The 23148-nt window shown below is 51.8% G+C and carries 25 protein-coding genes, 10 pseudogenes and 1 other annotated feature; of the genes and pseudogenes, 9 read left to right on the top strand and 26 right to left on the bottom strand.

Going from position 1 to position 23148, the window contains the following annotated elements; all coding sequences use genetic code 11:
- Nucleotides 1–66 precede the first annotated feature (66 nt).
- Nucleotides 67–241 (top strand): annotated as a pseudogene (locus QUE34_RS28825) (hypothetical protein); the annotation flags it as partial.
- Here the strand turns inward: QUE34_RS28825 and QUE34_RS28010 are convergent.
- The 5 genes and pseudogenes from QUE34_RS28010 to QUE34_RS27990 form a co-directional block, all read right to left on the bottom strand.
- Nucleotides 238–522 carry a hypothetical protein gene (locus QUE34_RS28010; RefSeq protein WP_286338987.1) on the bottom strand — a complete coding sequence of 95 codons (285 nt, stop codon included), beginning with the start codon at nucleotides 520–522 and terminating at the stop codon, nucleotides 238–240. The pseudogene QUE34_RS28825 and the gene QUE34_RS28010 overlap by 4 nt on opposite strands.
- Nucleotides 408–674, bottom strand: coding sequence for a hypothetical protein (locus QUE34_RS28820; protein WP_250234318.1), 267 nt, complete (start codon nucleotides 672–674; stop codon nucleotides 408–410). Before QUE34_RS28820 ends, QUE34_RS28010 begins: the two co-directional genes overlap by 115 nt.
- Nucleotides 674–1238: pseudogene (locus QUE34_RS28000) on the bottom strand (class I SAM-dependent methyltransferase). Before QUE34_RS28000 ends, QUE34_RS28820 begins: the two are co-directional and overlap by 1 nt.
- 46 nt (nucleotides 1239–1284) lie before the next feature.
- Nucleotides 1285–2646 carry a DUF3560 domain-containing protein gene (locus tag QUE34_RS27995; protein ID WP_000170678.1) on the bottom strand — a complete coding sequence of 454 codons (1362 nt, stop codon included), beginning with the start codon at nucleotides 2644–2646 and terminating at the stop codon, nucleotides 1285–1287.
- A 51-nt stretch (nucleotides 2647–2697) separates the two neighbouring features.
- Nucleotides 2698–2928 carry a hypothetical protein gene (locus QUE34_RS27990; protein ID WP_000218637.1) on the bottom strand — a complete coding sequence of 77 codons (231 nt, stop codon included), beginning with the start codon at nucleotides 2926–2928 and terminating at the stop codon, nucleotides 2698–2700.
- A gap of 516 nt (nucleotides 2929–3444) precedes the next feature.
- Here QUE34_RS27990 and QUE34_RS28815 point away from each other — a divergent pair.
- A complete protein-coding gene (locus tag QUE34_RS28815; protein WP_169301932.1) occupies nucleotides 3445–3693 on the top strand; it encodes a hypothetical protein in 249 nt (82 codons plus the stop codon).
- Here QUE34_RS28815 and QUE34_RS28810 read toward each other — a convergent pair.
- From QUE34_RS28810 to QUE34_RS27945, 9 genes and pseudogenes are all read right to left on the bottom strand, one after another.
- A pseudogene (locus QUE34_RS28810) lies at nucleotides 3597–3797 on the bottom strand (hypothetical protein); the annotation flags it as partial. The gene QUE34_RS28815 and the pseudogene QUE34_RS28810 sit on opposite strands and share 97 nt — an antisense overlap.
- A 136-nt stretch (nucleotides 3798–3933) precedes the next feature.
- Nucleotides 3934–4089, bottom strand: a pseudogene (locus QUE34_RS27980) (hypothetical protein); the annotation flags it as partial.
- Between the two features lie 46 nt (nucleotides 4090–4135).
- The gene (locus QUE34_RS27975; RefSeq protein WP_001198943.1) at nucleotides 4136–4561 is read right to left on the bottom strand and encodes an antirestriction protein; all 426 of its coding nucleotides are present in this window, start codon (nucleotides 4559–4561) and stop codon (nucleotides 4136–4138) included.
- A gap of 415 nt (nucleotides 4562–4976) precedes the next feature.
- Nucleotides 4977–5753 (bottom strand): YubG family protein, encoded by a 777-nt coding sequence (locus QUE34_RS27970; protein ID WP_001005006.1) that lies wholly within the window; start codon nucleotides 5751–5753, stop codon nucleotides 4977–4979.
- 64 nt (nucleotides 5754–5817) lie between these two features.
- Nucleotides 5818–6240 (bottom strand): annotated as a pseudogene (locus QUE34_RS27965) (DUF1380 family protein); the annotation flags it as partial.
- Nucleotides 6241–6254: 14 nt separating this feature from the next.
- Nucleotides 6255–6476 carry a YubE family protein gene (locus QUE34_RS27960; RefSeq protein ID WP_000186387.1) on the bottom strand — a complete coding sequence of 74 codons (222 nt, stop codon included), beginning with the start codon at nucleotides 6474–6476 and terminating at the stop codon, nucleotides 6255–6257.
- A complete protein-coding gene (locus QUE34_RS27955; RefSeq protein WP_000086164.1) occupies nucleotides 6473–7156 on the bottom strand; it encodes a DNA methylase in 684 nt (227 codons plus the stop codon). The genes QUE34_RS27960 and QUE34_RS27955 overlap by 4 nt, the downstream gene beginning before the upstream one ends.
- A 75-nt stretch (nucleotides 7157–7231) precedes the next feature.
- On the bottom strand, nucleotides 7232–7543 hold the full coding sequence (locus QUE34_RS27950; RefSeq protein WP_012680995.1) for a hypothetical protein: 312 nt from the start codon (nucleotides 7541–7543) through the stop codon (nucleotides 7232–7234).
- Nucleotides 7540–8466 (bottom strand): DUF1281 domain-containing protein, encoded by a 927-nt coding sequence (locus QUE34_RS27945; protein WP_001134317.1) that lies wholly within the window; start codon nucleotides 8464–8466, stop codon nucleotides 7540–7542. The genes QUE34_RS27950 and QUE34_RS27945 overlap by 4 nt, the downstream gene beginning before the upstream one ends.
- Nucleotides 8467–8880: 414 nt before the next feature.
- On the opposite strand from QUE34_RS27945, the gene QUE34_RS27940 reads away from it, so the two are divergent.
- Complete coding sequence (locus tag QUE34_RS27940) at nucleotides 8881–9840, top strand: plasmid segregation protein ParM (RefSeq protein ID WP_000921959.1); 960 nt, start codon at nucleotides 8881–8883, stop codon at nucleotides 9838–9840.
- Nucleotides 9840–10235, top strand: coding sequence for a plasmid partitioning/stability family protein (locus QUE34_RS27935; protein WP_000445941.1), 396 nt, complete (start codon nucleotides 9840–9842; stop codon nucleotides 10233–10235). The genes QUE34_RS27940 and QUE34_RS27935 overlap by 1 nt, the downstream gene beginning before the upstream one ends.
- 101 nt (nucleotides 10236–10336) lie before the next feature.
- On the opposite strand, the gene QUE34_RS27930 is transcribed toward QUE34_RS27935, so the two are convergent.
- The 5 genes from QUE34_RS27930 to lldP all read right to left on the bottom strand — a co-directional run bounded on the left by QUE34_RS27930 (nucleotide 10337) and on the right by lldP (nucleotide 15775).
- Nucleotides 10337–11329: a hypothetical protein gene (locus tag QUE34_RS27930; protein ID WP_001145110.1), complete on the bottom strand. Its 993-nt coding sequence runs from the start codon at nucleotides 11327–11329 to the stop codon at nucleotides 10337–10339.
- Nucleotides 11330–11377: 48 nt separating this feature from the next.
- On the bottom strand, nucleotides 11378–11533 hold the full coding sequence (locus tag QUE34_RS27925; protein WP_000074142.1) for a hypothetical protein: 156 nt from the start codon (nucleotides 11531–11533) through the stop codon (nucleotides 11378–11380).
- A gap of 665 nt (nucleotides 11534–12198) precedes the next feature.
- Nucleotides 12199–13347: a quinone-dependent L-lactate dehydrogenase gene (lldD, locus tag QUE34_RS27920; protein ID WP_000586939.1), complete on the bottom strand. Its 1149-nt coding sequence runs from the start codon at nucleotides 13345–13347 to the stop codon at nucleotides 12199–12201.
- Nucleotides 13344–14120 carry a transcriptional regulator LldR gene (gene lldR / locus QUE34_RS27915; RefSeq protein WP_000217412.1) on the bottom strand — a complete coding sequence of 259 codons (777 nt, stop codon included), beginning with the start codon at nucleotides 14118–14120 and terminating at the stop codon, nucleotides 13344–13346. Before lldR ends, lldD begins: the two co-directional genes overlap by 4 nt.
- Complete coding sequence (lldP, locus tag QUE34_RS27910) at nucleotides 14120–15775, bottom strand: L-lactate permease (protein ID WP_042966746.1); 1656 nt, start codon at nucleotides 15773–15775, stop codon at nucleotides 14120–14122. Before lldP ends, lldR begins: the two co-directional genes overlap by 1 nt.
- Before the next feature lie 425 nt (nucleotides 15776–16200).
- Between lldP and QUE34_RS27905 the strand changes: the two genes are divergently transcribed.
- Entirely contained in the window at nucleotides 16201–16545 is a 345-nt protein-coding gene (locus QUE34_RS27905) for a hypothetical protein (RefSeq protein ID WP_024166186.1), read from the top strand.
- 491 nt (nucleotides 16546–17036) lie between these two features.
- Here QUE34_RS27905 and QUE34_RS27895 read toward each other — a convergent pair.
- Nucleotides 17037–17731, bottom strand: a protein-coding gene (locus QUE34_RS27895) for an IS1 family transposase (protein WP_096988088.1) whose coding sequence is annotated in 2 segments (ribosomal slippage) — nucleotides 17037–17485 and nucleotides 17485–17731 — 696 coding nt in all. Because the reading frame shifts where the segments join, the coding sequence is not laid out codon by codon here.
- Nucleotides 17732–17803: 72 nt separating this feature from the next.
- Nucleotides 17804–18615, bottom strand: a pseudogene (locus tag QUE34_RS27890) (IS3 family transposase); the annotation flags it as partial.
- Nucleotides 18218–18334 (bottom strand) — a sequence feature (AL1L pseudoknot). (Overlaps the previous pseudogene by 117 nt.)
- Nucleotides 18616–18697: 82 nt before the next feature.
- Between QUE34_RS27890 and QUE34_RS27885 the strand changes: the two are divergent.
- The 4 genes and pseudogenes from QUE34_RS27885 to QUE34_RS27870 all read left to right on the top strand — a co-directional run.
- Nucleotides 18698–18865, top strand: a pseudogene (locus QUE34_RS27885) (arylsulfatase regulator); the annotation flags it as partial.
- Nucleotides 18866–18935: 70 nt separating this feature from the next.
- Nucleotides 18936–19529, top strand: coding sequence for a hypothetical protein (locus QUE34_RS27880; protein WP_000234130.1), 594 nt, complete (start codon nucleotides 18936–18938; stop codon nucleotides 19527–19529).
- An 86-nt stretch (nucleotides 19530–19615) separates the two neighbouring features.
- A pseudogene (locus tag QUE34_RS27875) lies at nucleotides 19616–19743 on the top strand (transposase); the annotation flags it as partial.
- Nucleotides 19739–19852, top strand: a pseudogene (locus QUE34_RS27870) (transposase domain-containing protein); the annotation flags it as partial. The pseudogenes QUE34_RS27875 and QUE34_RS27870, both read left to right, overlap by 5 nt.
- Before the next feature lie 231 nt (nucleotides 19853–20083).
- On the opposite strand, the gene QUE34_RS27865 reads toward QUE34_RS27870, so the two are convergent.
- From QUE34_RS27865 to repA, 5 genes and pseudogenes are all read right to left on the bottom strand, one after another.
- On the bottom strand, nucleotides 20084–21124 hold the full coding sequence (locus QUE34_RS27865) for a hypothetical protein (protein ID WP_136800776.1): 1041 nt from the start codon (nucleotides 21122–21124) through the stop codon (nucleotides 20084–20086).
- 109 nt (nucleotides 21125–21233) lie between these two features.
- Nucleotides 21234–21422: a hypothetical protein gene (locus QUE34_RS27860; protein WP_169301556.1), complete on the bottom strand. Its 189-nt coding sequence runs from the start codon at nucleotides 21420–21422 to the stop codon at nucleotides 21234–21236.
- Entirely contained in the window at nucleotides 21374–21532 is a 159-nt protein-coding gene (locus QUE34_RS28805; RefSeq protein WP_502877203.1) for a replication-associated protein RepA4, read from the bottom strand. The genes QUE34_RS27860 and QUE34_RS28805 overlap by 49 nt, the downstream gene beginning before the upstream one ends.
- A 35-nt stretch (nucleotides 21533–21567) precedes the next feature.
- Nucleotides 21568–21701, bottom strand: a pseudogene (locus QUE34_RS28800) (replication-associated protein RepA4).
- Between the two features lie 424 nt (nucleotides 21702–22125).
- Nucleotides 22126–23148 (bottom strand): plasmid replication initiator RepA, encoded by a 1023-nt coding sequence (gene repA / locus QUE34_RS27855; RefSeq protein WP_000840936.1) that lies wholly within the window; start codon nucleotides 23146–23148, stop codon nucleotides 22126–22128.

Here is a 23148-nt window from a genome sequence, read left to right as displayed (position 1 = left end):
CCTGGACAGTCAGTGCGGCAGGTTGTGGCTGTATCAGCCCCCGGCGACAGGGGCTTAAACAGGTGAATGGCACCGGACACAACAACGGGCAGGGACCCGCCGCAACGACGTGAAGCGCGGTTTGCGAAACGGCGTTGCGCCTTACATCCCGGCGGCCTTTTGCCGGGATGCAGGGAGCGCAGGCCACGGCGCGACAGAGGCGGCGCGACCGGAACGGTCGCTGCAAGCCCGGGGTTTTCACGCATCGGACCGTAGCGACAGCCCGAAACCGCGCCAGCGGGTTCGGCGGAGACTGGCAGGTGCGCCAGCAGCTGCCTGTCGGAGTCGGGCCTGACGACCGGATGCCGCCAGGCAGCCGGGAGCCGAAGGTGCGCCCGGCAGACAGGACAACACTGCAGTAGTCAGAATCAGAGCGGCAGGAAAAAGAAGAGCAGTAGCAGTAGCAGTAGCAGTAGCAGTAGCAATAGCAGTAGCAGTAGCAGTAGCAGTAGCAGGAACAACAACATCATCAGTAACAGACAAATGACAGGTCTGAAAAGACAGAAGCCCCCATCAGAACGTCCGCGTAATGAAAGGGGCGGCGCGTGAGCGCGGCCCCTTTCAGCGCCACCGGCGCGCGGTCTTTTCCCGGCGCGGGCAGACAGGCATTTATCCTCCCGCCTGCCCGGCGTCATCAGGCACGCAGACGAATAATCATCGTCGGAACACGGGTATAAGCAAACGTACCGCGTGGCAGCTCCTCGCGGACGTCAGAAAACGGTAACAGCTTCTCCTGCTGGCGCGGCCCGTTCAGACAGACGGCAACCAGCACGCCCCCCCGGACGCAACAGGGAAAAAGCCCGCAGGATATGCCGGATATCCTGCCCGTGACTGAACGGCGGATTCATAATAATCCGGCTGTAATACTGCGCCGGCTGCCATTCCATGAAGTCACCATGCTGCACCCTGACACCGTTAAAATTTTCCCGCAGATACCGGACCAGTCCGCTGTTAATCTCCACCGCATCACACATGGCCCCCGGCGCGGTATCCCGAATCGCCCGCAGTATGGCTCCGGTGCCGGCAGAGGGTTCCAGAATGTGATCACGGTTGCTGATCTCCGCCAGTGTCACCAGGCGCTTACAGACCGGGGCAGGTGTCACAAAAAGCTGAGATTCAGCCCGGATTTCAGCAACCGGCGCGGCGTTATCCAGCCTTACGCGCATCAGCCGGATACGTTCTCTTAACTGACTGTGCATGTCATTATCTCCGTCATACCCCGGGGCTTTTCCCCGGGGATAAGCCTTATTTCTGCGGGATTTCCGTGATTTTCATGTCGGTGATATACACATTCACCAGGCGGAAATTATTGTCCATTGTGCGGCGGTAACGATATGCCCCGTGGTCTTCTGCCTCTGCCACACTGCGCACGGCCTTACAGTCCCGGGGCAGGGCAGCCCACTGTGCCTTTGTCATTTCCCGGAAACCTTCTCCCGGATAGTTGACAACAGGCGGGCGCTTCGCGGCCTGTCTGGCGACGGCGGCCTCTTCTGCCGATGGTGCTTTGTAGTCCGTGATGCGATCGGGCGTCACTTTCATCGTGCCGCTGTACCCGAGAAAACTGTAATTTGGCGTTGTGACTGAACTCACCGCCCCGTTGCTTTTGTTCACACGGATGATGGTCAGCCACTCGCCCCGGCTGAAAACCTGCCCGCCCGGCTCAAAATCCTGTGTCCGGGTAACCACGCCGCCGCTTTCGTCCAGCATGGCACGCTCATAGATCAGGCGGTTCTGATAGTGGTTAACCCAGCGTTGCTGACGCTGAATCTGCCGTTCATGACAGCGGATCGCAATTTCGCGGGCCTGCTCCGTGGTGATAATGTCATCATCCAGGGCCGACCATAACGATCGACTTCCTTCATACTGGCTTTTTTCTGCCGGGCGCGGATACGTATCCAGCGGGAAACAGGCGCTGATATGGTCATGACTGCTGATGAGTTTTGCCATATTCAGATCCAGCGATTCAGCCCGCCACATCGTCAGATATTTCTGCGACTGCGCGATGGTCTTTTCAGACTTGCGCAAATCAGCTTCGATTTTTTTGATACGACGCCAGCGAACGTCCGGACGTTCTTTATACTTCGCGTGAAGCAGTGCCGACCGCGCCCGCTCTTCCCAGTATTCCGCACGTTCAAAGAGCATCACGGCACGTTTCATGCCGTTTTCAATACGCTGCGCATCACGACGGGCGCGGCGTTCACTGTGATGCCCCACAAGAATGGGCTGACCGGGCGGGATCATCGCGGCCAGTCTTTCCACTTCATCAAGTGCCTGTGCGGATTCACTGGCCCGCTTTCCGCTGTATCCGGTAAACCGCTCCGCCCGTGCTTCCTGACGTTCAGCGAGCGTGCTGTCTTCATCCTCAATCTCTCCGGCAAGTGAGAGGAGCACGTCTTCCCGGCCCGGTGTCCAGGCTGGCGCCACAAACAGCGCCTGTTTGGGTGCCCAGCGGAAACCGGCATCATGAACTTTTTTATACGTCTCCGGGTCAAGACGTGACGCGGCATACAGGCGCAGTTTGTTGTCATCCGGTGAGTAGGTCGCGCGGTACATCTGCACAGGGCTGGCGGCTTCCGGGGCGGTCATGGTGATTGCTGCTAATGTCATAAAATGTTCTCCTTCCGTCTGTTGCCGCCCCTCGCGGGGCGGCTCACCTCATCAGTTAAAAGCGCGTTTCAGTTCGAGTGTGCGGAGCACCTGCCCGAAGGCCGTGTTTTTCATGGCGGGGATGTGTACACCACGCCCCCGGTGAAAACTCCGGGCTATGTGTCGCCCGAAGGCTTTCAGCACGGGGGCAATTTCCGGCGCGGGGATGTCTTCGCGTCTGAAACGGGGATGACGGCGGGGCTTTACAGCCGCTGCGGAAGGTGAAACAATACTGACTGTCATAAATGAATCTCCTTATGGCACAGGTTAGTGAAGCCGTGAAAATCGATTGCGGCGATTTCTACGGCGTGGATTAAGCAGGTCCCGGACCTGCTTTTTTCATATCTGCGTCTGACGTTCTCCGGTGTTTTCCTCCTTCTGTTCCTGCGTTCTCATTACCTGCCAGCCGGATGACTGACAGAGCGAATAAATGCGTATTGCCGGAGCCTTAAATAAATCCTGATTTTTAAAGAACATCACCCGTTGAGTTTCGGGAGCCGCGGTTTTGACGTTTCGCGGGAACCTGCTGCTGTATTCCCTGTGGTATGAACTTCACCCGTTTGAGAACCTTCGCCGCAAGGGGCATCACTGCCACGGCCTGACGCACCTGTCCTGGGCAGAACGCAAAATTTTTTACCGGGTTTTGGGTAAAAAATTTTGTGGGCTGTTCATTTACCCTGGACAGTCAGTGCGGCAGGTTGTGGCTGTCTATGCCCCCGGCGACAGGGACTCATACGGGTGTGTGGCACCAGGCAGGCAATGAGCAGGGACCCGCCGCAACGACGTGAAGCGCGTGCGCGAAACGGCGTTGCGCCTTACATCCCGGTGTCTTTTTGCCGGGATGCCGGGAGCGCAGGCCACGGCGCGACAGAGGCGGCGCGACCGGAACGGTCGCTGCAAGCCCGGGGTTTTCACGCATCGGACCGTAGCGACAGCCCGAAACCGCGCCAGCGGGTTCGGCGGAGACTGGCAGGTGCGCCAGCAGCTGCCTGTCGGAGTCGGGCCTGACGACCGGATGCCGCCAGGCAGCCGGGAGCCGAAGGTGCGCCCGGCAGACAGAACAACACTGCAGTAGTCAGAATCAGAGCAGCAGATAAAGGAACAACAACATCAGGAACAGTTCCATAAAATAAGAAAGAAACACTCCTGAGTCAGACACATCACAGACGGGAAGGGTAACGGGCGACGCGCCAGCGTGGCCCGTTACCCTTCCGGCAGGCGTCAGCCTGCCAGGGGTTTTCGCGCGGGCTGACAGGCGGCCTCCAGCTCATCGTCTGACAGGCTCCAGTCCTGAGCCATATGGCGCACATCCCCACGGGTCAGCACCACGGCAAAAACGCATTCACTGTCCGGCACGTCTGTATCCAGCACTTCGCGGATAATTTCTTTAACAGTACAGTACATGTTCTCGTCTCCTTTACAGGGGCGGCATTGCCGCCCCGTCCGTTAATCAGTCCAGAGCCGCGTAAATCGCGTTGCATTCGGGGTGAAATTCGATGTGACGCCACAACTGCGCATCGCGCATCCGGTAAAGCTGGGTCAGTCCTGCATCACCGCTGTCGTGGTACAGCCACAACTGGCGGTTAATCACAAGAGAGGTCAGAATGACACCTGCGGCATCAGCACTCACGGTACGGTCAAACCAGTTTGCACCGTTCACCATGTGGAAACGGTCGCCATCCGGCATCATGTAACCGCCACCGTCCGGCAGGCGGATGAAGTGCCAGAATCCGCCTTCATATTCCGGCATCATTTTTTTCGCCAGCGCGTATACAGACGCTTCGGCATACAGAAAATCCTGGCCAAACAGGTAAGGCAGAAAAGACTGACGGTCGCACTCTTCAACGTTCAGAGTGACAGGTTTCGCATATTGCATGATGTTTTCCTCCGTTGTTCACATATTCCGCGACACCGGGCGGTGCCGTGCCTCCAGAAAAGCCGGGCGATAAGGCGGGGATGCAGGGGCGCAAGGGAAGCCGCAGCCTGACGCACACGGCTGACGGGAGTTGGAGGGGGAGACCGCGAAATCTGAGCGGGTGAACGACCGGAAAATTACGGCAGACGGGAAGGAGGGACCGGGTGACCGCAGCGGCGAAGCGTACCCTTGCATCAACGCCAGCCCGGCTAAGATGGAGGCACGGCACAGCCCGCACACGACACGGCGGCCACATAACTGAAAAACCACAAGGCCATGCCCCGCATGGCCGGGTAAAGCGGAGCCGGCGGCGACTTCCTTTGTGCTCTGTCCGGGGACCGGCAGGAAAAGGCGGGGATTTTCCCCGCCATCGTCATCATTTCCGGATTTTTGCCAGGGCATCCGCCATGCTGCGGATTTCGGTCCGGGCTTCCCGGACCACCTCCCGCAGAACACCACGGTCAAACCAGCGGCGGGGCGGTTCATCCGGTATACGCAGCACATCGCAGGCCAGCCCACTGGACAGGATATGCTCAATACAATCGCTGACCAGGTACATTTCCACCGACGAAAAACGTGCTCCCCGGTTCACGATGGCATCGAGCACCACGGGCAGGTTTTCGTCATCTTCATCGAGCCAGCAGGGGTGATCGCTTTCCTTCACGACCAGGCGAAAGCGGCGCGTCTGGCGGGTCAGCAACGTCTGACCGCTTGTGGTCAGCGCCGCCCGGATACGCCGCGCATCTTCTGCCACCCGGCAACTGACACTGCATACTGCATCGCGCACCGCATCAAGAACTGCCCTGATTTCGTCTTCTGCCAGCCATTCGCCGGCATACGGGAAAGACACCTGCGTTCCGTCTGCCGGAAGTACCGGAAGCGACTGCCGCTGACTGCCGGACAGAACAAGTTCCGCTCCGGTTCCGGTCAGTTTCTGAATGACGGAGGCCAGGTGCGGCGGCAGTACGCCGCCGTGACGGTTGATAAGTAACGTCGCCAGCCGGGGCGCATCCAGCAGAACATAAATGCTGATCCAGCCCGGATACTTCGGGTTACGCTGGTCAACATCCGTCTCCTCCGGCCAGCCCTGCGCCAGCAGCAGGTTGCGGGCGTGACGACAAATCAGTGCGTTCAGCGTGCTGTTTTCGTTCATGATTAAGCGTTCTCCCTGTATCGCCGCCCGCAGGGCAGGCGGCGATACCATCAGTCGTTTTCGTGTGTGTGTTGTTTTTCAGCAGGGTGCGGGCCTGATTAATCACCGCCTGACGGCGGGTGACGCATTCCGGGACGGCGAGGCCATGATCCCGGGCGGCCCATTCACGTTTCCACAGTGCCTGTTCAGCGGTCTGAATCAGGGACGCCAGCAGTTCAGCAGAGACGGTCACCTGGCGGTTTTCGCTCACGTTGCTGATAATCTCCATCGCAGCGGCGGAAGAAATACCGGATTCAGTCCGCTGGTCTTCCGGGATGTCCTCCAGGCGCGCCAGGACAGTCCTGATTTCATGATCGGACAGGGAAATATCCATTCCGTCAGCGAGGGCCTGAATCTCTTCCGGGGACCAGATAACCAGCATCAACGGCGTGTCTCCCGGATACTTTGCTGCCAGCGCCCGGCAGAGCGTTTCGCATGTTCCGTACATACTCTTCTCTCCCCTCAATCTTTGAAGCAGTAATCCAGTTCCAGAATTTCGTTATATGCCTTCATAAACAGGTAACTGGCACGAAAGAGTGTCTGGCGCACCAGACGTTCCGGGAGGGTGTCCGCATCGCTGTACCGCTGCTCCATCTCATTCATGGTTGTACGCAGGTCGCACATGGTATTGGCCAGTTCCGCCACCTGTTCACGCATATCTTCGAATCCGCTGTAATTCGTCATGCAGCCTCCGGTTCAAACCAGTTATCATTCGCGGCCCCCTGCTGCATGGCCCGTTGCACGGCGGCCAGTCGTTGCTGTCCGGCACGGTGATACTGTTCAAGCAGCTCGATACCGATATACCGGCGTCCGGACTGAAGGGCGGCCACGCAGGTTGAACCGCTGCCTGCAAACGGATCCAGCACAATCGCGTTCGGATGTGTGAAGCTCTCAATCAGCGGTTGCAGGCTGGTAACGGGCTTTTCCGTCGGGTGATGGCGGTTGCCCGAATATTTCCAGCCCAGCACATCCGGCAGCGGGTTACGGGGCCGGGCCGGACTGCCCTTTGCCAGGATGTAAGCGCATTCGTGGCGGTACGCGACATACGCAGATTTGGATGTGTAGTTTTTGGTGAACACGAGGTGCCCTGCCACGCTGAATCCGGCGCGTTTCCAGGCCGCCATAAAGCGGTCAATACGGTGCCAGCCGTAGAAGCTGACCATCAGCGCGTCTTTTTTGAGTACGCGGTACATCTCATTGCTGGCAGGTTGCAGCCAGTCATCATTAACGTCACCGGCAATGGTGCGCCCGGAACGGTCACGGAAACCGACGAGATATGGAGGATCGGTAAGGATGAAATCAATGGCGTTATCAGGAATACGGGCCATAACATCGATGCAGTTACCAAGGACAAAACGGGACATACAAAACTCCTTCTCTTACAGAGGGCACCGGGAGGGCCCCCCTGTGGTGCCCGTTCCCCGCTGCCTGTGGGCTGTTCACCGCGTCCGGTAACGGGTCAGGCCGACCGTGGAATACCGCAGCCGTCGTCTTTTTGACGGCAAGGCTATGCCGCGAAAGCGGCTTGAAGGGCGTTCATCAGAAAAGGGCGACGGGCTGGCGTACACTGTCACCGACGCCAGCCGGGAGCGGTAAAAGCGCCCGTCCCGTGCCCGCCGGACGCGGGACACTGACCACAGGCAGCGTTTATGCCGCGCCGCGTCAGCCGGCGCAGTAAAAAGAGGAGCACGGCGACATCCTTTACCGGAAAAGAAACGGGCGGTTGCCCGCCCGTCTCCGTCATACTTCATCCGCCATAATGCGCCACATTGTCGACTATCCACGCAGGTCCGGTGACTTCCGGCAACTCGTCATCATCTGTCGGATGTGACCATTCCAGCTCCCCCCACAGCACATCAACAAGCTCTCCACGCTCATATCGCTGCCAGCCACAGAAATTGCAGCCCTGTTCGGCATACCAGTGCTCCAGTGTGCAGCTGAAACGGCGGCTTAATTCTGCAATAACGTCGCTTTCCGGCTGACACCACGGCGTGTCGAAATCCACCTTAATGAAGTTGTCTCCCTGACTGCTGATATTCACCTCATACCCACAAGGCCACTTCACGCCATACTGTTCCGTATACCAGTGATATGCAGAAGGAACACCGTTCAGAACACCACCGTTAAAGCCATTCACTTCAACATCCAGGCGGGTGGGCAGAACCGTCAGCAGGTCAAACGGCATGGTTTTTTCCGGCAGTACGTTGTCACACAGACGGTTCCACCACACCGATACATCCTCGTTACTCCAGAAGCCACACCAGTCACCTCTTTTTGCGGTGAAAAGTGCGGTGATGGTATCCCTGACATCGTCCGGTAATCCTTCCCAGCGACGCTGTCCAGTACCGCTCTGCAGCCAGAGTTCATGCAGCATCAGGCAGTTTTGCTCATCCAGCAGTACACTGTTCTGCAGGTATGTCAGCCAGCGGGTGAACGCGATATTCTCCGGTGATACAACGCCACGTCCGGCAGCCGTCAGTCCGTGGCATTGTTCAAACCGCACATCTTCAGTGGTCTGCAGAAGTCCGGCACTTCCGGCCAGAAACAGCTGAATACCTTCATTTGTGGCGCGGCGATAAAACGGTGTGACTGCACCGCTGGCCAGTCGTTTAATCTCAGCAATCTGTGCCGGTTCACCAGAAAAATGCATACGATTCGAGCACCAGTTTGGCATGGGAATTCTCCTCTCACATGCGGCCTCCATCAGGCCGTGCCGCACCTGTAACCGGGCGACCGCATACGAATGCAGGTGCGGCCCCGAAGCCGCAGCGCGTGGAGGAGGAACGACGAAACGTGACCGGGTGAGGAGGCCGGCGACAGCGACACACTAGCATCGGATGCAGCCCGGTTAACGTGCCGGCACGGCCTGGTTAAGTAGTTTCCGTCTCAGTTCGTGACGCAAAATGAGAAACCAATAAGAACTCAAAACGAGTCACAACAAGAGTATAAAAAGACTCTAAAAGAGCAATACCGCTTGACGCAGACTCAAAATGAGACACAATAAGAAACAATAACAACTCAAAAAGATGCACCGACATAAAGGATGCTCAATTTGAGACAAACAAAAACTCAAAACGAGGCAAAAAGAATGCTAAAAGTATCATGCGATGATGGTTCAACTAACGTAAAACTGGCCTGGCTTGAAGATGGCGAGGTAAGAACCAGTCTGTCAGGAAACAGTTTTAAAGAAGGCTGGAACCCGGGACTGTTTAATGCCGGCAAAGTTTACAATTACGTCGTGGATGGAAAAAAATACACCTATGATTTGGGCAGCACTGCTGTCATAGGTACAACACATGTCAGTTATCAATACAGCACCACCAATCTGCTTGCCATACATCATGCACTGCTGACATCCGGCCTTCAGCCACAGGATGTAGAACTGACAGTGACATTACCTGTAACCGAATTCTTTGATAATGACAATCAACCAAATGAAGAAAGAATAGAAAGGAAAAAGGCAAATGTTCTCCGTGAGATATCCCTGAATAAAGGGGAAACATTTAAAATTAAAAAAGTTAATGTAATGCCTGAATCTTTGCCAGCTGCATTTGAATCACTAAAAAAAGATAAAGTAAACAAACTTGAACGCAGCCTGATTATCGATCTTGGAGGAACCACTCTGGATTGTGGTTTAATTCTCGGTGCATTTGAAGGCATTTCTGAAATCCGTGGCTATTCAGAAATCGGGACATCCCGCATCACTCATACAGTTATGAATGCGCTAACAAAAGCCTCCACCCCCTGCAATTATTTTATTGCTGATGAGTTAATAAAAAACAGACATGATAATGAATATCTCCAGACATTAATAAATGATGTAACTGAAATAAAAAATATTACTCATGTAATAGACAGTGAAGTGAAATCTCTGGCAGAAAGCATCAGGCAGGAAATTTCAACATTCTCAGGAATGAACCGAATCTACCTCACAGGCGGGGGAGCCGAGCTTATTTACCCTCACATAAAGCAATATTTCCCGAATCTGAAAGTAAACAAGGTGGATGAACCTCAGTTTGCATTGGTGAAAGCAATGGTGCATGCGTAATGGAAAGCAGTGATCCGAAAAAAAGAAAGAAAGTTGTGGCATACCTGCACCCGACACTTTATCCGCAGGACAGCCTGACACAACAAACAATAGACACTCTCCCAATACAAATGCGGGGAGATTTCTACAGACAATCCCTTATTTGCGGAGCAGCTCTTTATTCTGTTGACCCCCGACTGTTAACGCTAATCAGTGGTTTTTTCAGTGAAAAAATTTCTGCAGAAAATCTGGTAAAACTTATAGAGCAAACAACAGGATACAAATCCACATCGATTGATATAAGTATGCTAAAAAGCATTATGGAGGAATCTTCAGAAAAAAAATCAGAGAGCATCACTCCGAAAGATGATTTCGAAGAACAAACCAGACGCAATCTTTCTATGTTAAAAAAATAACAAAGCCGGGCGGAATATATTCTGCCCATTTTAATTTAAAACAAAGATTAGCGGGTGCTCTGGTGATTTGCACATGTGCAAATCTTTCAGCTCAAAGGAGGCTAATCATCACGGTAATTACGTTCAAATCCCCTGCGCCCTCTTGCTGCCCATTCAGCATTGAGTACCACATAACGCTCCCAGCGTTCACGCAACTGTGCGAGCTTTATCGGTAATTCTTTGGTGACAAAGGCTTCAGGTATTTCAAAGTCATCAAGATGCCCTTCCAGGAATGCATGGACGCCTTCCAATATATCAATCAGAGTGATGTTGTTACTTTGTTGCCCTTCAAGAAGTGGCCCCTGCCAACTATGCCAGAAGGTCTGATGGCGCAGACAACTTTCGTCATTCGCGAGCCGCCATAAATCCATAAAGATTCCTCGAGCAACTTTGAACTGCTGTTCATCAAACTGTTCGATGAGAAAGAAATAACACGGAATCTTGAGCGCGTTAATTCGCGCAATTTCAATTTCAGCATCACGGCGCAAGGCAATCAGATTGCTAAAGCGCGATCGCATACAGGCTACAGGGTTCAACACCCTTACCTTTTCATTCATTTCAGGCATACCGGGGCCGGTTGCTTCTACATAAAACGGGGCAGTATGCAGGTAAAGCTTTTCCCCCAGAAAATCAGAACGGTCGAAGCCTCCGGGCCGATCGATAATATCCACCACATTTGGCTCGTCAGGCGCATCCGGTACGGCAAATAAACGTCCATCATCCCGTTTGATATCGTGTGTGTCCTGATCGATAAGCATAAACTGCGCAAGGGATGGGGGCTGACCGTCTTTGTTTTCCCACGTTTTCACGTTGAGCGTTTTTGCTATAACCGCAATATCATCTTTCCGGGCACTGTAGTCGCAGTCAACAGAAGTGGTGAGACGCTCATCAGGCAATCTGTCGCCGTATTGTGCATGATAATAGGATATCCAGTATTGCACAGCCTGGCCGCCAACTGTGATAACGGCATGTTTGAGCTGGTCAGCGTTGCAGATCAACTGCTGATTTAGCAGGTACATCTGCTCATAGGGGGGAATAACGTCTTGAACTGGCATAAAAAAACCATCAGCGAATGATGGTTTATTGTGCCTCAAAGTTCATGATCAGGCAAAAGCGATAGTATGGGAGAATTTGCTATTGGCTGACTTACTGAAACGGCTTTTCACGGCAGGCTTGTAACCGGCACGACCACGCAAAACCTGCACCGCTACGGCTTCGTAGCGTTCATGCTGCTTTTGTTTAGCTTGTGCGGGAGACATAATTTTGTACCTGATGGTGGTTATATACAAATAAGATGCAGTAACTATACGTCACGAATCTATGTCACGCAATAGAGTACTATTGTTGCAATTTTGATGTACTTCCAGACAACTGTCTCATCCTGCAGTGCTTCCCGTTCTGCCTGCATTCCTTATTTTACCGTATGTCCGGCTCAGTTAACCGGATTCAAATTCCCGCTGTCCCTCCCGTCCGGACCGGTAGCAGACAAGCCCAGGCCTCCTGTAACAATAAAAGGGGTTCCAAGCCGCAACCGCCGAAATTTCCGGAATGCACAAATTTTGCGTTCGGCAACCTGTACGTAAGACCGCCGTTAACCGGACAGCAAAGAAATAGCTGTCTGGCGCGAAAAATCACTGCCCGTAACGTATCCATAGCTGGTACGAATAAATTCTCACTTACTGCACCATAAACGTACGATTTCGGACACCAAAACCGCTGTTGTCCCGCCATTCTGGCGATTCCTGAAAGTCATTTGGCTAAAAAATAGTCTTAACGTGGTTTGTTTTCCGAATTCCTGGCGGACCCCTTTATTGAAGTTTCTGTACTGATACTCCTGCAGCTCTGCCCCGGAGCTCTTTCATTATCCTGAGTCAGAGCGTGACGAATAGATTTTATATAACACAGGGGACATCCTGCTCTGTTTTTACGTCCATTGCTTACAACAGGCCAGCGAATCTTGCGTAATTTCGCTAATCGTTTTCGCGCCAGTCAGCGTCATCGCCACTTTCATCTCTTTTTCGATCAGATTCAGCAGATTTGCTACACCCGTCTGGCCCGCTGTTGCCAGTGCATACAGAAAAGCGCGCCCCAGCAGTACGGTGTCGGCACCGAGCGCAATCATACGCACGACATCAAGCCCGTTACGAATCCCACTGTCCGCCAGAATGCTGATATCACCTTTCACCGCATCTGCAATAGCGGGCAGTGCACGGGCAGAAGAAAGCACGCCATCCAGCTGGCGGCCACCGTGGTTAGAAACCACAATGCCATCAGCACCAAAACGCACCGCATCACGCGCATCTTCCGGATCGAGGATCCCTTTGATTATCATCGGGCCATCCCAGAAATCGCGGATCCACTCAAGGTCTTTCCATGAGATGGACGGATCGAAGTTATTCCCCAGCCAGCCGATATAATCTTCCAGTCCGGTCGGTTTGCCGAGGTAAGCCGAGATATTACCTAAATCATGTGGACGGCCGTTCAGACCCACATCCCACGCCCATTGCGGATGCGTCACCGCCTGCAGGTAGCGGCGCATTGCTGCATTCGGGCCGCTCATACCCGAGTGCGCATCACGGTAACGTGCGCCCGGTGTTGGCATATCCACGGTGAAAACCAGCGTCGAACAACCCGCTGCTTTTGCTCTCTCCAGCGCGTTACGCATAAAGCCGCGATCGCGCAGTACATAAAGCTGGAACCACATTGGGCGCTTGATAGCCGGAGCGACTTCTTCAATCGGGCAAACGGAAACCGTCGAGAGAGTAAACGGAATGCCATGCGCATCCGCCGCTTTTGCAGCCTGAACTTCGCCACGACGCGCATACATGCCACACAAACCCACCGGAGCCAGTGCCACCGGCATCGACAATTTCTCATTAAACAGCGTCGTTTCCAGGCTTAAGTCGGACATGTTTTTCAGAATACGCTGACGCAGCGCCACTTCTGACAAATCTTCCACATTGCGGCGCAGCGTGTATTCAGAATATGCCCCCCCATCAATATAGTGGAACAGGAACGGCGGCAGAATGCGTTGCGCTGCGGCGCGATAATCGCTGGCTGCGGAAATAATCATGCGTTTTTCTCCCTCGAATGCTCATTATGCTCACCGGGCAGGCGGGTAATTCGCGCCTGGCGAGCCTGATCTTCATCGAATCGTTTCATGGTGGTGTGAACAAAACTAAGATGCGCCATCATTGCTTTACGCGCCCCGTCGGCATCACCGGCAAAAATGGCGTCAATGACTGCCTGATGTTGTTCGGTCAGTTGTGAAAAAACCGGCGGCACCAGATACATCCGCTGACGGCTATGCTTCACTGAGGATTGCAGGACATCGAAGAAACCGCGCATGGTCTGCAGCAGCACGATGTTATGTGAGGCTTCGGCAATCGCCAGATGAAATCGAACGTCCGCTTGTGAGGCGATATCCGGGTCTTTGCTGAGCGTTGCTTCAAAGCAAAGCTGAATCTTTTCTTTGTCGCCAGGTGTGGCGCGTATTGCCGCATGCCACGCGGTGCTGGCTTCAATGGCGTAGCGGGCTTCCAGAATATCGAAACTGTAATCCGGGTCATCGGCCATCAGTATTTTCAGCGGCTGGACGATGTTTTGCTCCGACCATGTGTCATGACGCCAGCGAATAAACGTTCCGCCGCCGCGCCGACTGAGCAGCACGCCTTCGCTCACCAGTTTTGCCAGCGCCTCGCGCAGTGAATTACGCGACACGCCGAGTTGCATTGCCAGTTGACGTTCAGCGGGCAACTTCATGCCCGCCTCCAGGTTTTTTTCATCAATCAGCGCCCGTACACGATCGGCAACCTCGTCTGACAGGCGTCTGGATAAAACAGTCATTAAGGGATCATCCACGTTAAGACATAGGCCTGAAGCGTGGTGATCACGCCCACCATACAGGTGAAGATCAGGCTGTGTTTGACGGTAAAGCGGAACAGTTCTGACTCTTTGCCCACCAGGCCTACCGCCGCACAAGCGATGGCGATAGACTGCGGGGAGATCATCTTGCCGGTGACGCCACCTGTGGTGTTGGCAGCAACCAGCAACAGGTCAGAAACGCCAATTTGTTGTGCGGCGGTAGCCTGCAAAGCGGCAAACAAAGCATTAGATGATGTATCCGACCCGGTCAGGAATACCCCCAGCCAGCCAAGGAACGGCGAGAAGAAGGTGAATGCATGGCCGGTGTGCGCCAGTGCCAGCGCCAGGGTTGATGACAGCCCGGAATAGTTCGAAATAAAGGCGAATGCCAGCACCATACCGATGGAGTAGATAGGCAGAGCCAGTTCTTTCAGCGTGCTGCCGAAGGTGCTGATAGCGTCAGATGGTTTCATCCTCAGCCAGACAACCGAGAGCAGCGCAGCAAACAGAATGGCGGTGCCGGTGGAAGAGAACCAGTCAAACTTAAACACGGCGGCGTACGCTGTCGCTTCGCTGACCACTGGCGGCATACGGGCAACCAGTTTATCGAGGTACGGCACCGGAATGTTGATCACCCACTCATACAGCGCGCCGCCCGAAGCAAACAGCGCTTTAAACGGCGGGATACTCCACAGTGTGACGGTGGCGGTCAGGAACAGGAACGGTGTCCAGGCAAGCAACACCTGACCTGTGGTGTAACCGGTGTGGGTCTGCGTCATGTCAACCTGTGAGGCTCCCAAGTCACCGAAGCGGAATACGCGCACCGGCTGCCAGCGTTTGAGAAACAGCGTCAGGCAGAGCAGCGATACCAGTGAAGAGATAATGTCCGGCAGCTCCGGTCCAATGAAGTTGGAGCTGAGAAACTGTGCGATGGCAAATGAACCGCCCGCAACCACAACCGCAGGCCAGGTTTCTTTGATACCGCGCCAGCCATCCATAATCGCCATGATCCAGAACAGCACGATAATGGTCATAAACGGCAGCTGCCGCCCCACCATCTGGCTAATCTCAAAGCTGTCGATGCCTGTGACCTGCCCGGCCACCAGGATTGGGATCCCCATCGCGCCAAATGCCACTGGTGCTGTGTTAACAATCAGGCACAGCCCGGCGGCGTACAGCGGTTTAAAACCCAGGCCGACCAGCAATGCGGCGGTAATTGCTACCGGTGCACCAAAGCCAGCAGCCCCTTCAAGAAACGCGCCGAAACAGAAACCGACAATCAGCATTTGCAGGCGCTGGTCAGGGGTTATCGAAAGAATGGACGAACGGATGATGTCAAACTGCCCGGTTTTTACCGAGATCTTATAGACAAACACCGCCGCAATAATGATCCACGCGATGGGCCACAACCCGTAGAAGAAGCCGTATACCACCGAGGACAGCGCATTAGCTACCGGCATTTTATAGAACAGCAAAGCCACGGCAAGGGCGATTGCCACCGTCCATGAGGCGGCGATATATCCTTTCAGTTTGAGCTTAATCAGCGCAAAGAAGAAAAACAGGATGGGAAGCGATGCTATCAGGCTGGAAAGCCAGATATTCCCGGCGGGATCGTAGTTTTGTTGCCAGAGATTCATTGCAGGTCTCCTTGAACTCACACATCGTGCAGGAGTCTGTAGCTCGTTTTTGTCACACGCTGCGTAAACGTTATACAAAAAGTGTTTTCATGAGTAAGGCAACAAATGGTTAATTGATTGTTACATGTTGGCAATATTAATTTATGTTGTTGTGTTTTATTTGTGATTGAACATGTAAGAGCTTTATTGATTGGTAGGACCGCTTCCAGCGTCAGAATCCCCGATTCATTCTTTGAGAGCCCGGCCAAGTGCTCAGGTTACCGGGCTTCCTCTTGTTAGGGATTACGGTCTTAATAACCAGACAAAAGTTTTGCTGCTGACCAACGTCTCCACCGGCCGGGTAGGCAGCCTGACGGCTGCAACTTGTCATGGTCTGCCATTACCGCTATAAAAACAGACAATGTTATTGTCTTTCAGTTAGTTATATGGCCCGTTCAGCTAAACCCCGTAAACGAAAACCTGCACCTCAAAGAAGCAAACTTCCCCGCTATGTCGTGAAGCTTCACGACGATGACTTCTTTGACGAAGAAGACGCAGAAGTTCTGCGCTTTGATAGTTTTGACGATGCCGTTAAGTGCTGCGCAGACCTTAATATTCCGTTCTTTGTGGATGCGGGAAACAAAAAGCTGGTCTTCTGGTTTGTACGTGTCGATGACGAAGGGCATCCGGAAATCGCCCGCTGTACGGAGCGGGAATTTGCGACCATTCTTGCCGGTATCAGCGCCGGTGGCACCGTTCACTGGCCGGATGGTGTAACCCTGCCCTTCTGATGCAGTGTAAAGTGTTCCCGGCAGACGACTCGGTATCGGTAAAAAAGCGGGGGGCTGGCAATCCAGTCTGCATCCCAGAAATGGAAGATGTCGTTGAAGGACTGGTGTATGGCAATGAGCCGCTTGATTATCGAGTTCATTATCGAGTTCGGTGACCGCCTGGATGCTCACTTCTGAGAAAAGGTATTTACACAGAATCTTGAACAGACTCTTAGCGTGGGAAAATTTCCGAATTCCAGGCGGCCCCCTTTATAATCTCTCCAAAGGGAGAATGAGATACGAACCGAATTGCCCTCTTCTGGCAGGACTGGTATATCTGTTGCCTGTAACTGTGGCATATATATGGGCTGGATAATAATGAATCAGCAGAAACAGGTAGTGGTAATGCAGGTGAGAGCTTATCAAAGTCTTTCTCTGGAATAAGGTAATCGTCGAAATTTTTGTAACGTCGTGAGCCTTTAACCCAGATATCCCCGGGGTAGTGCATCCAATTAGTAGAACATGTGTTTTTCGATAAACGCTCCGATCACTTTTTCGTGGATCTCAACTGAGCGTGAGAAGCAGATTGTTTTACGAGCCAACCGCTTAATACAGGTGCGTAGCGTCAGATTATTACGCTCAATGCGTTGGGTGAATATTTTGCCGATCAGATGCTTATTCTTCGGTACCACCCGGCCATAGCTGCCCCAGTCATCGCTGGTGAGTATGCCGATGTTGAAGGGTGTAAGCAGTGCCAGTAGCTCCCGGCACGTTTGATCGGTTCGGGGACCAAAAGTGTAGGCCAGTACACCGCCTGTTTTGGTGTTGTACGCGTACCAGAGCCAATGTTGCCGGGCTTTACTGCCAACGTAGCTCCATTGCTCATCAAGCTCGCAGATAAGCACCACATCAGCATGGGCAACAGGCGAAGAAGTTATTCGCTTTGGCGCGAGTTTTTTAAAGTCCGGATGACGGTGTTAATACCAATTTTCAGTGTCCTGGCGGTATCGCGAACCCCGGCACCATTAAAGGCCATTTCAGTGATCAGCTCTTTCATACCCGGCTTACGTGCTTGATAAGTATAAGTGAGCTGAAATACACGGTGGCAGTCACGGCAGCGAAATCTGTCACGGCCTTTAGGGTTCTGACCATGGCGGTAAACCCGAGCTGACTGACAACGGGGACAATGAATATTAACACTGGCCATGAGATAACCTCAAAAGCCCGAATTATACATCAGATTCAACTAATTAGAGGCATCACCCAGACGATGAGACCCCCACCCCACGATGTATCCGGCAAACACATCAATGATGAACGCCACATAGACGAAGCCCTGCCATGTGCTGACGTAAGTAAAATCAGCCACCCACAGCTGGTCAGGATGTTCTGCCACGAACTGACGGTTTACGCGGTCACCTGTGGCAACGGTTTTCCGGCTGACGGTAGTGCGGACCTTTTTACCCCGGAGAACACCGGCAAGTCCCATAACCGCCATGAGGCGCGCCACTGTACATCTGGCCACCCTGATTCCTTCCCGTAACAACTGACGCCAGACTTTACGCACACCGTACACCTGATGATTTTCATCGTATACGCGCTGTATCTCTCTCTTCAGCCAGTCATCGCGCTGCGCACGGGCACTGCGTTTATCAGGATGATGCCGCTGCTGCTGACAATGGTAATACGTTGACGGGGCAATATGCAGTTCACTGCATACCGGTCCGACCCCGTACTGCTCACGCAGCTTATCCAGCAGTGGCATTATTTTTTCCAGAGGCGGTCGAACTCCGCCTTCGCAAAATAAGCGGAAGCCTGGCGAAGGATATCGTTACTGCGGCGCAGTTCACGATTTTCACGTTCCAGCTCTTTCAGACGCTGACGTTCAGCGGTGGTGAGCCCACCATCACCGCCCCCGGTATCCCTCTCATGCTGGCGAACCCAGACACGCAGAGTCTCTGGCGTACAGCCAATCTTTGGAGCAATGGAACAAATTGCCGCCCATTGTGAGTCATATTCGCCCTGACTTTCCAGAACCATACGAACTGCGCGTTGACGGACTTCGGGGGAAAAACGAGTATTTTTAGTCATCCTGTTTACCTCTTTCTCAGGAAGTTTAGTCTCCAGGATTTCCGGGGCGGTTCAAAATTCAGTGTGCCACTTCAGTTCAGTTTGTTATGATTACATGGATGCCTTTAAACGGGTAATGGAGAGTTCCTCAAAAGTTCAGATGGATTACATCTGCCTGCAATACCCTGGGCATTTTCGATTTGCGAAATGGATGGAACGACTTGCTCATAGGATAGCTGATGGAGTTATTGAAGTACCGAAGGACCACTAAAAATCACAGGCCGGTAATTTCAGTGGTTCCGGCATAGAACCCCATTTATTAAAGTAAAAGAATAAACATCATGGTTATCGATTATATTATAAGTGATTGCAAAATCCAGGAGTATTCCCGCAATCCACATGGAAAATGTCTCATTTGTGCAAAACGAGTAGTTGAGATTCTGACACAACGCCGCATACCCTATCGTGTGATCGGTTTACTTACCTGGACTGGGCTTTCGAATTTAACACCAGCAAATCATTATGCTGTAGTTGCAAGCCTCAGAGGACAAGCCATCATCATAGATCCCACGGCTGGTCAGTTTTCGGGATGGGGACCGTTTTATGGAAAAATTGACGACTGGATTGCAGGCTTCAGCCAATATTTACCTCACCGGCTTATAAAAGGGCGCGAATTTATCTCTGTAAGCGAAGCTGAATCCTGCCTGGGTTCTTTGATTATGGGAAGCCCTGTAGACTTCAATGGAATTGTTATTCAGAATACCATATGGCATAGAAAAATCATGAAAAATCCAGCTCATTTTGCTGCTCAGGAGCAAAAACAAATTCAGGCATCATCCTTTTTTCCATTACGTGATCTAAAAAGAAGCTACAGATGGCACTGCTTCAAGAACAAGGTTATTAATCCAGTAAGCAGAACATGTATTTTTCGATAAAATCACCTATGATTTTATCATGTGAGGTAGCCTGAGTTTAACGGACACTCCTTCCTGAAATAGAATGGCATTAGAAGGAGCCAATAATGAGCAGAAAAACCCAACGTTACTCTACAGAGTTTAAACCGAAGCCGTCAGAACGGTTCTTGAAAATCAGCTTTCGATCAGTGAAGGCGCTTCCCGATTAGCTGTTCCTGAAGGCACTCTAGAACAATGTGGAGCCAGAAAAATGGCTGCGTTACGTCATTGAGCATATCCAGGACTGGCCGGCAAACCGGGTACGCGATCTGTTGCCCTGGAAAGTTGATCTGAGCTCTCAGTAAATATCAATACGGTTCTGACGAGTCGCTTACTTTTCTTCTCAGATGAATCAGAAAAGAAATGAATATCCTCTGTATTCATCACAGTAATTCCCGTAACGGATATGATTTTCATAACCTTATATACATCTCCAGGGTGTTCGTCTTTTGGTGAGCCTGTTTTTAAAATCATCCTGCTTAATCAATAAATCGTTCTTTTCATTATCTCTTACTTTAATTGCCTCCTTTACCATTTCAGGTAGTGACTTTTTTACTTTTACATAAATTCTCCAGTATATCACTACGCTCGTTAGTAACCCTCAAACAAAGATGAATAATATTTTCAATTATGAGGTCCTGAGCTTTTCCTGAATAAAATTCATTAAAAATATCACAGAGAAAATCATTGCATACTTTAAAATACGTCATAATGTAGTTAAACGTGTCTATTTTGACGATGTTTTCATGAACTATTTCATTTCGGCATTTAACAAACTCATTATATATATCATACATTCCCTCCAGTTTATTTTTGTCAGTTGAATGATAAATCGTATCAGGATAATTAAAAAAAATCTTTAAGATAGATTTAACACTTCCGATACTTTTTTCACTGGCTTTTTTTAAATCTTCTCTGAATATGCGACATATATTTTCTGGAACTTTTTTAGTTTTGCGCAGTTTTTTCAGGATATATAGATGACAAATGCCATATGCACCTTCTATAAATTCCTTTGAAGCAGAGTCTACATAAGTTGCAATGGTTCTTGCATATGAAAAGTAAGTTATTTGCAACATTTTTTCTTTTTCTTCATCTGACAGGGCGCTTTTGTTTATTAAATTAATCGTATTCCTCATATACTCTTCATAATCAAGCATAAAATCCATGTTTTTGCTAATCAGCGGAATATAGTAGTCTTCAAAGCTGGATTCAAAAGATATGTAGTATCTAAGTTCTTCTTTCACAAAATCTTTCATTGCATCCAAAACATTAGTTAAATCTATAGCAGTATCACTAAATTTGTCGTCTTTTATTCTGGTTAGTAAGTTAGTTATAAAGTTCTCATCAAGATTATCTTTTTTCAAAGCTAGTGTAATTATTTCACTATTAACAGAATTACCCGGTTCGAATCTTTCAAGAAAATATGACCCTGTAATCCGTAGTAATTTTTTTATTTGTTTTTGATCACTATTTATAGTCTTAAGTGATTCAATTAAAGCAATGTCGAGTAACAACACTGTTGTATTACGTAACGATTGTAAAAAATTTCTCTTTATATTATTCTGCTGATTCATTATTATCCAGCCAATATATGCCACAGTTACAGGATACAGATATACCAGTCCTGTCAGAAGAGGGCAATCCGGTTCGTATCTCATTCTCCCTTTGGAGAGATTATAAACGTTACATATATATCATGACAAATGTATTGACGGGTAACAGATGCCGCGCCAGCGGCATGTAAGGCGGCACTCTGTTGTTTTCATATGATACTGGAGTAACACCGCCGAAGCCCGGCGCAAGCCGGTACTGATTGATAGATTTCACCTTACCCATCCCCAGCCCTGCCAGACCATACCCGCTTTCAGCCATGACAGAGTTTCTGTGCGCGGTCGGAGTGGTCCTGACGAGGGTTTACCCGAAGTCGGGGCGTATCTCCGCGTTAGCGGGCCGTCAGGGCCGCTTACGAGCGTGTACTCAATACTTCCAGCGAGAAGACTGACAGCGATGAAAACTTTTAGTTACAACATTCATGATTAAAAGCGACTCTGTTCCGGCCCTTCGGGCCGGGGCGGGCCGCTTTTCAGTTATGAGGGAGGGGCGTTGTGGTTTCAGTTCTGCGCGGGACCGGGTTTTTTCCGGAGGTTGCATTTGAGTGTTGTAACTAAAGTGGCTCCGGTCGGGGCCCGCCGCTTGCGGTGGGAGGTGCTTTTAATTCTGAGCGGCGCGGCTTGTGCCGCTGCAAGCGAAGGCCTTTTTGTATTTGTTCACAGGAGTATCAGAGATAAAGACTTTTCCTGCGGTGGAACAACGCAGGGGATTAGATAAGGGGGTTAAGGCTATATTGCAGGTTTCTTGTTTCTGGTTTGCAGCTTCTTAACGTTTTTTGTTTGCGGGTTTATGTGGGTAACTGAAACAACGTGGCCACGTTCTGACGACCGGTGAGTGATTTAATAGACGTGTATGACCAAATGAGGGGGTTTCAGGTGGTTACGGGGGATTTCTGGCCGGACGGAACCAGCGCCGGAAGCCCCGGAGGGGCTGGCGATGATTCAGTGCTGAAGGATGGTGCTGTCTAGTGCGGTGGTGGCGCAGCCAGCGTCAGTTCAAGCTGGTACAGCTCCCTGATGGCCAGCTGCTGTAAGCGTTCCGGCGTGCACCAGTAGGCTTCATCCGGCGGCATACGCTTCAGGATGTGCTGTGACATCTCATAAATCTGCTGGTCGGCTGGTAATTTCTTCAGGCGGTTGGCACGCTTGCGGGCTGCCGCTTTCGCACGGCGGTGTTTCAGCGCATCCTGGCTGCGCTGCAGATACCAGCGTTTTCTGGCCGCATGTACGGAGATATCTTCATCCTCACGCAGTACACCTTCCCGGATGAGCTGCTGGCGGATTTCACTTTCACGCAGCCGCTTCTGCTGCTGTTCGTGAAGTTTAACCATGTCCACGCCCAGCATCAGCCACCCTGCCGGTGTTATCCAGACATAGCGTGGCAGACGCTGGCGAGTTTCACGGTCCCACATGGTTTCCTCTGACACTCCCAGCACACCAAAACGCACCTGCTCAGCCAGCAGACGGGAAAGACGGGAAACCGTCACCTCGAGTTCAGGGATAACCTTTCCTTTGCTGTCTTTCGGGCTGATTTCTCTGGCCAGACGGGAAACACTCATCCCCACGGTGTGTGTGCCCGCATCACTGAAGCTGACCAGAACCGGCCAGATGGCATCGAGGAGACGTTGTTTTTCCGGCCGGAAAGCATATTTACGGCCAGCGAACGTCCGTTTCTGCACGTAAAAAGGATGTCGCGACATGTGCATGCGCAGGCTCTGTTCGCCGGTCACCGGGTCCTTTTTCACCAGACGGTTATAGGCGTGCCCGAGCTGCCCGCTCAACGCCTTATAGCGCGCAGGACGATACCAGGTCGGATTTTCGCATTTGGGTTTAGTGGAGTGCTCACCACGACGACGCTTTGTGCGCTTCCTTTCCGGTTCAACCAGGAAAGTGGTCGCCCTTCCCGCTTCATAGTCTTCCCAGAAACGGATTTGCTCTTCGGGAGGAAGTTGACTCCAGTGTCTTTGTGAGATGTATCTTTCAGCCAC

The organism is Escherichia sp. KS167_9B, from assembly GCF_030295215.1.
GTDB lineage: Bacteria > Pseudomonadota > Gammaproteobacteria > Enterobacterales > Enterobacteriaceae > Escherichia > Escherichia coli_F.
The sequence above is the reverse complement of the archived record's forward strand: the minus strand, read 5'-3'. Positions and strand labels throughout refer to the sequence as shown.

Bases quoted from the DNA above. Each gene is read 5' to 3' on its own strand.
- lldD (WP_000586939.1), bottom strand. From the start codon at position 13,347: ATGATTATTTCCGCAGCCAGCGATTATCGCGCCGCAGCGCAACGCATT.
- QUE34_RS27990 (WP_000218637.1), bottom strand. From the start codon at position 2,928: ATGACAGTCAGTATTGTTTCACCTTCCGCAGCGGCTGTAAAGCCCCGC.
- QUE34_RS27975 (WP_001198943.1), bottom strand. From the start codon at position 4,561: ATGCAATATGCGAAACCTGTCACTCTGAACGTTGAAGAGTGCGACCGT.
- lldP (WP_042966746.1), bottom strand. From the start codon at position 15,775: ATGAATCTCTGGCAACAAAACTACGATCCCGCCGGGAATATCTGGCTT.
- QUE34_RS27880 (WP_000234130.1), top strand. From the start codon at position 18,936: ATGGTTATCGATTATATTATAAGTGATTGCAAAATCCAGGAGTATTCC.
- QUE34_RS27940 (WP_000921959.1), top strand. From the start codon at position 8,881: ATGCTAAAAGTATCATGCGATGATGGTTCAACTAACGTAAAACTGGCC.
- QUE34_RS27905 (WP_024166186.1), top strand. From the start codon at position 16,201: ATGGCCCGTTCAGCTAAACCCCGTAAACGAAAACCTGCACCTCAAAGA.
- QUE34_RS27970 (WP_001005006.1), bottom strand. From the start codon at position 5,753: ATGAACGAAAACAGCACGCTGAACGCACTGATTTGTCGTCACGCCCGC.
- QUE34_RS27930 (WP_001145110.1), bottom strand. From the start codon at position 11,329: ATGCCAGTTCAAGACGTTATTCCCCCCTATGAGCAGATGTACCTGCTA.
- QUE34_RS27950 (WP_012680995.1), bottom strand. From the start codon at position 7,543: ATGAAGTATGACGGAGACGGGCGGGCAACCGCCCGTTTCTTTTCCGGT.
- QUE34_RS28815 (WP_169301932.1), top strand. From the start codon at position 3,445: ATGAGCAGGGACCCGCCGCAACGACGTGAAGCGCGTGCGCGAAACGGC.
- QUE34_RS27865 (WP_136800776.1), bottom strand. From the start codon at position 21,124: ATGAATCAGCAGAATAATATAAAGAGAAATTTTTTACAATCGTTACGT.
- QUE34_RS27860 (WP_169301556.1), bottom strand. From the start codon at position 21,422: ATGGCTGAAAGCGGGTATGGTCTGGCAGGGCTGGGGATGGGTAAGGTG.
- QUE34_RS27935 (WP_000445941.1), top strand. From the start codon at position 9,840: ATGGAAAGCAGTGATCCGAAAAAAAGAAAGAAAGTTGTGGCATACCTG.
- QUE34_RS27945 (WP_001134317.1), bottom strand. From the start codon at position 8,466: ATGCCAAACTGGTGCTCGAATCGTATGCATTTTTCTGGTGAACCGGCA.
- QUE34_RS27925 (WP_000074142.1), bottom strand. From the start codon at position 11,533: ATGTCTCCCGCACAAGCTAAACAAAAGCAGCATGAACGCTACGAAGCC.
- lldR (WP_000217412.1), bottom strand. From the start codon at position 14,120: ATGACTGTTTTATCCAGACGCCTGTCAGACGAGGTTGCCGATCGTGTA.
- QUE34_RS27995 (WP_000170678.1), bottom strand. From the start codon at position 2,646: ATGACATTAGCAGCAATCACCATGACCGCCCCGGAAGCCGCCAGCCCT.
- QUE34_RS28820 (WP_250234318.1), bottom strand. From the start codon at position 674: ATGACGCCGGGCAGGCGGGAGGATAAATGCCTGTCTGCCCGCGCCGGG.
- QUE34_RS27955 (WP_000086164.1), bottom strand. From the start codon at position 7,156: ATGTCCCGTTTTGTCCTTGGTAACTGCATCGATGTTATGGCCCGTATT.
- QUE34_RS27960 (WP_000186387.1), bottom strand. From the start codon at position 6,476: ATGACGAATTACAGCGGATTCGAAGATATGCGTGAACAGGTGGCGGAA.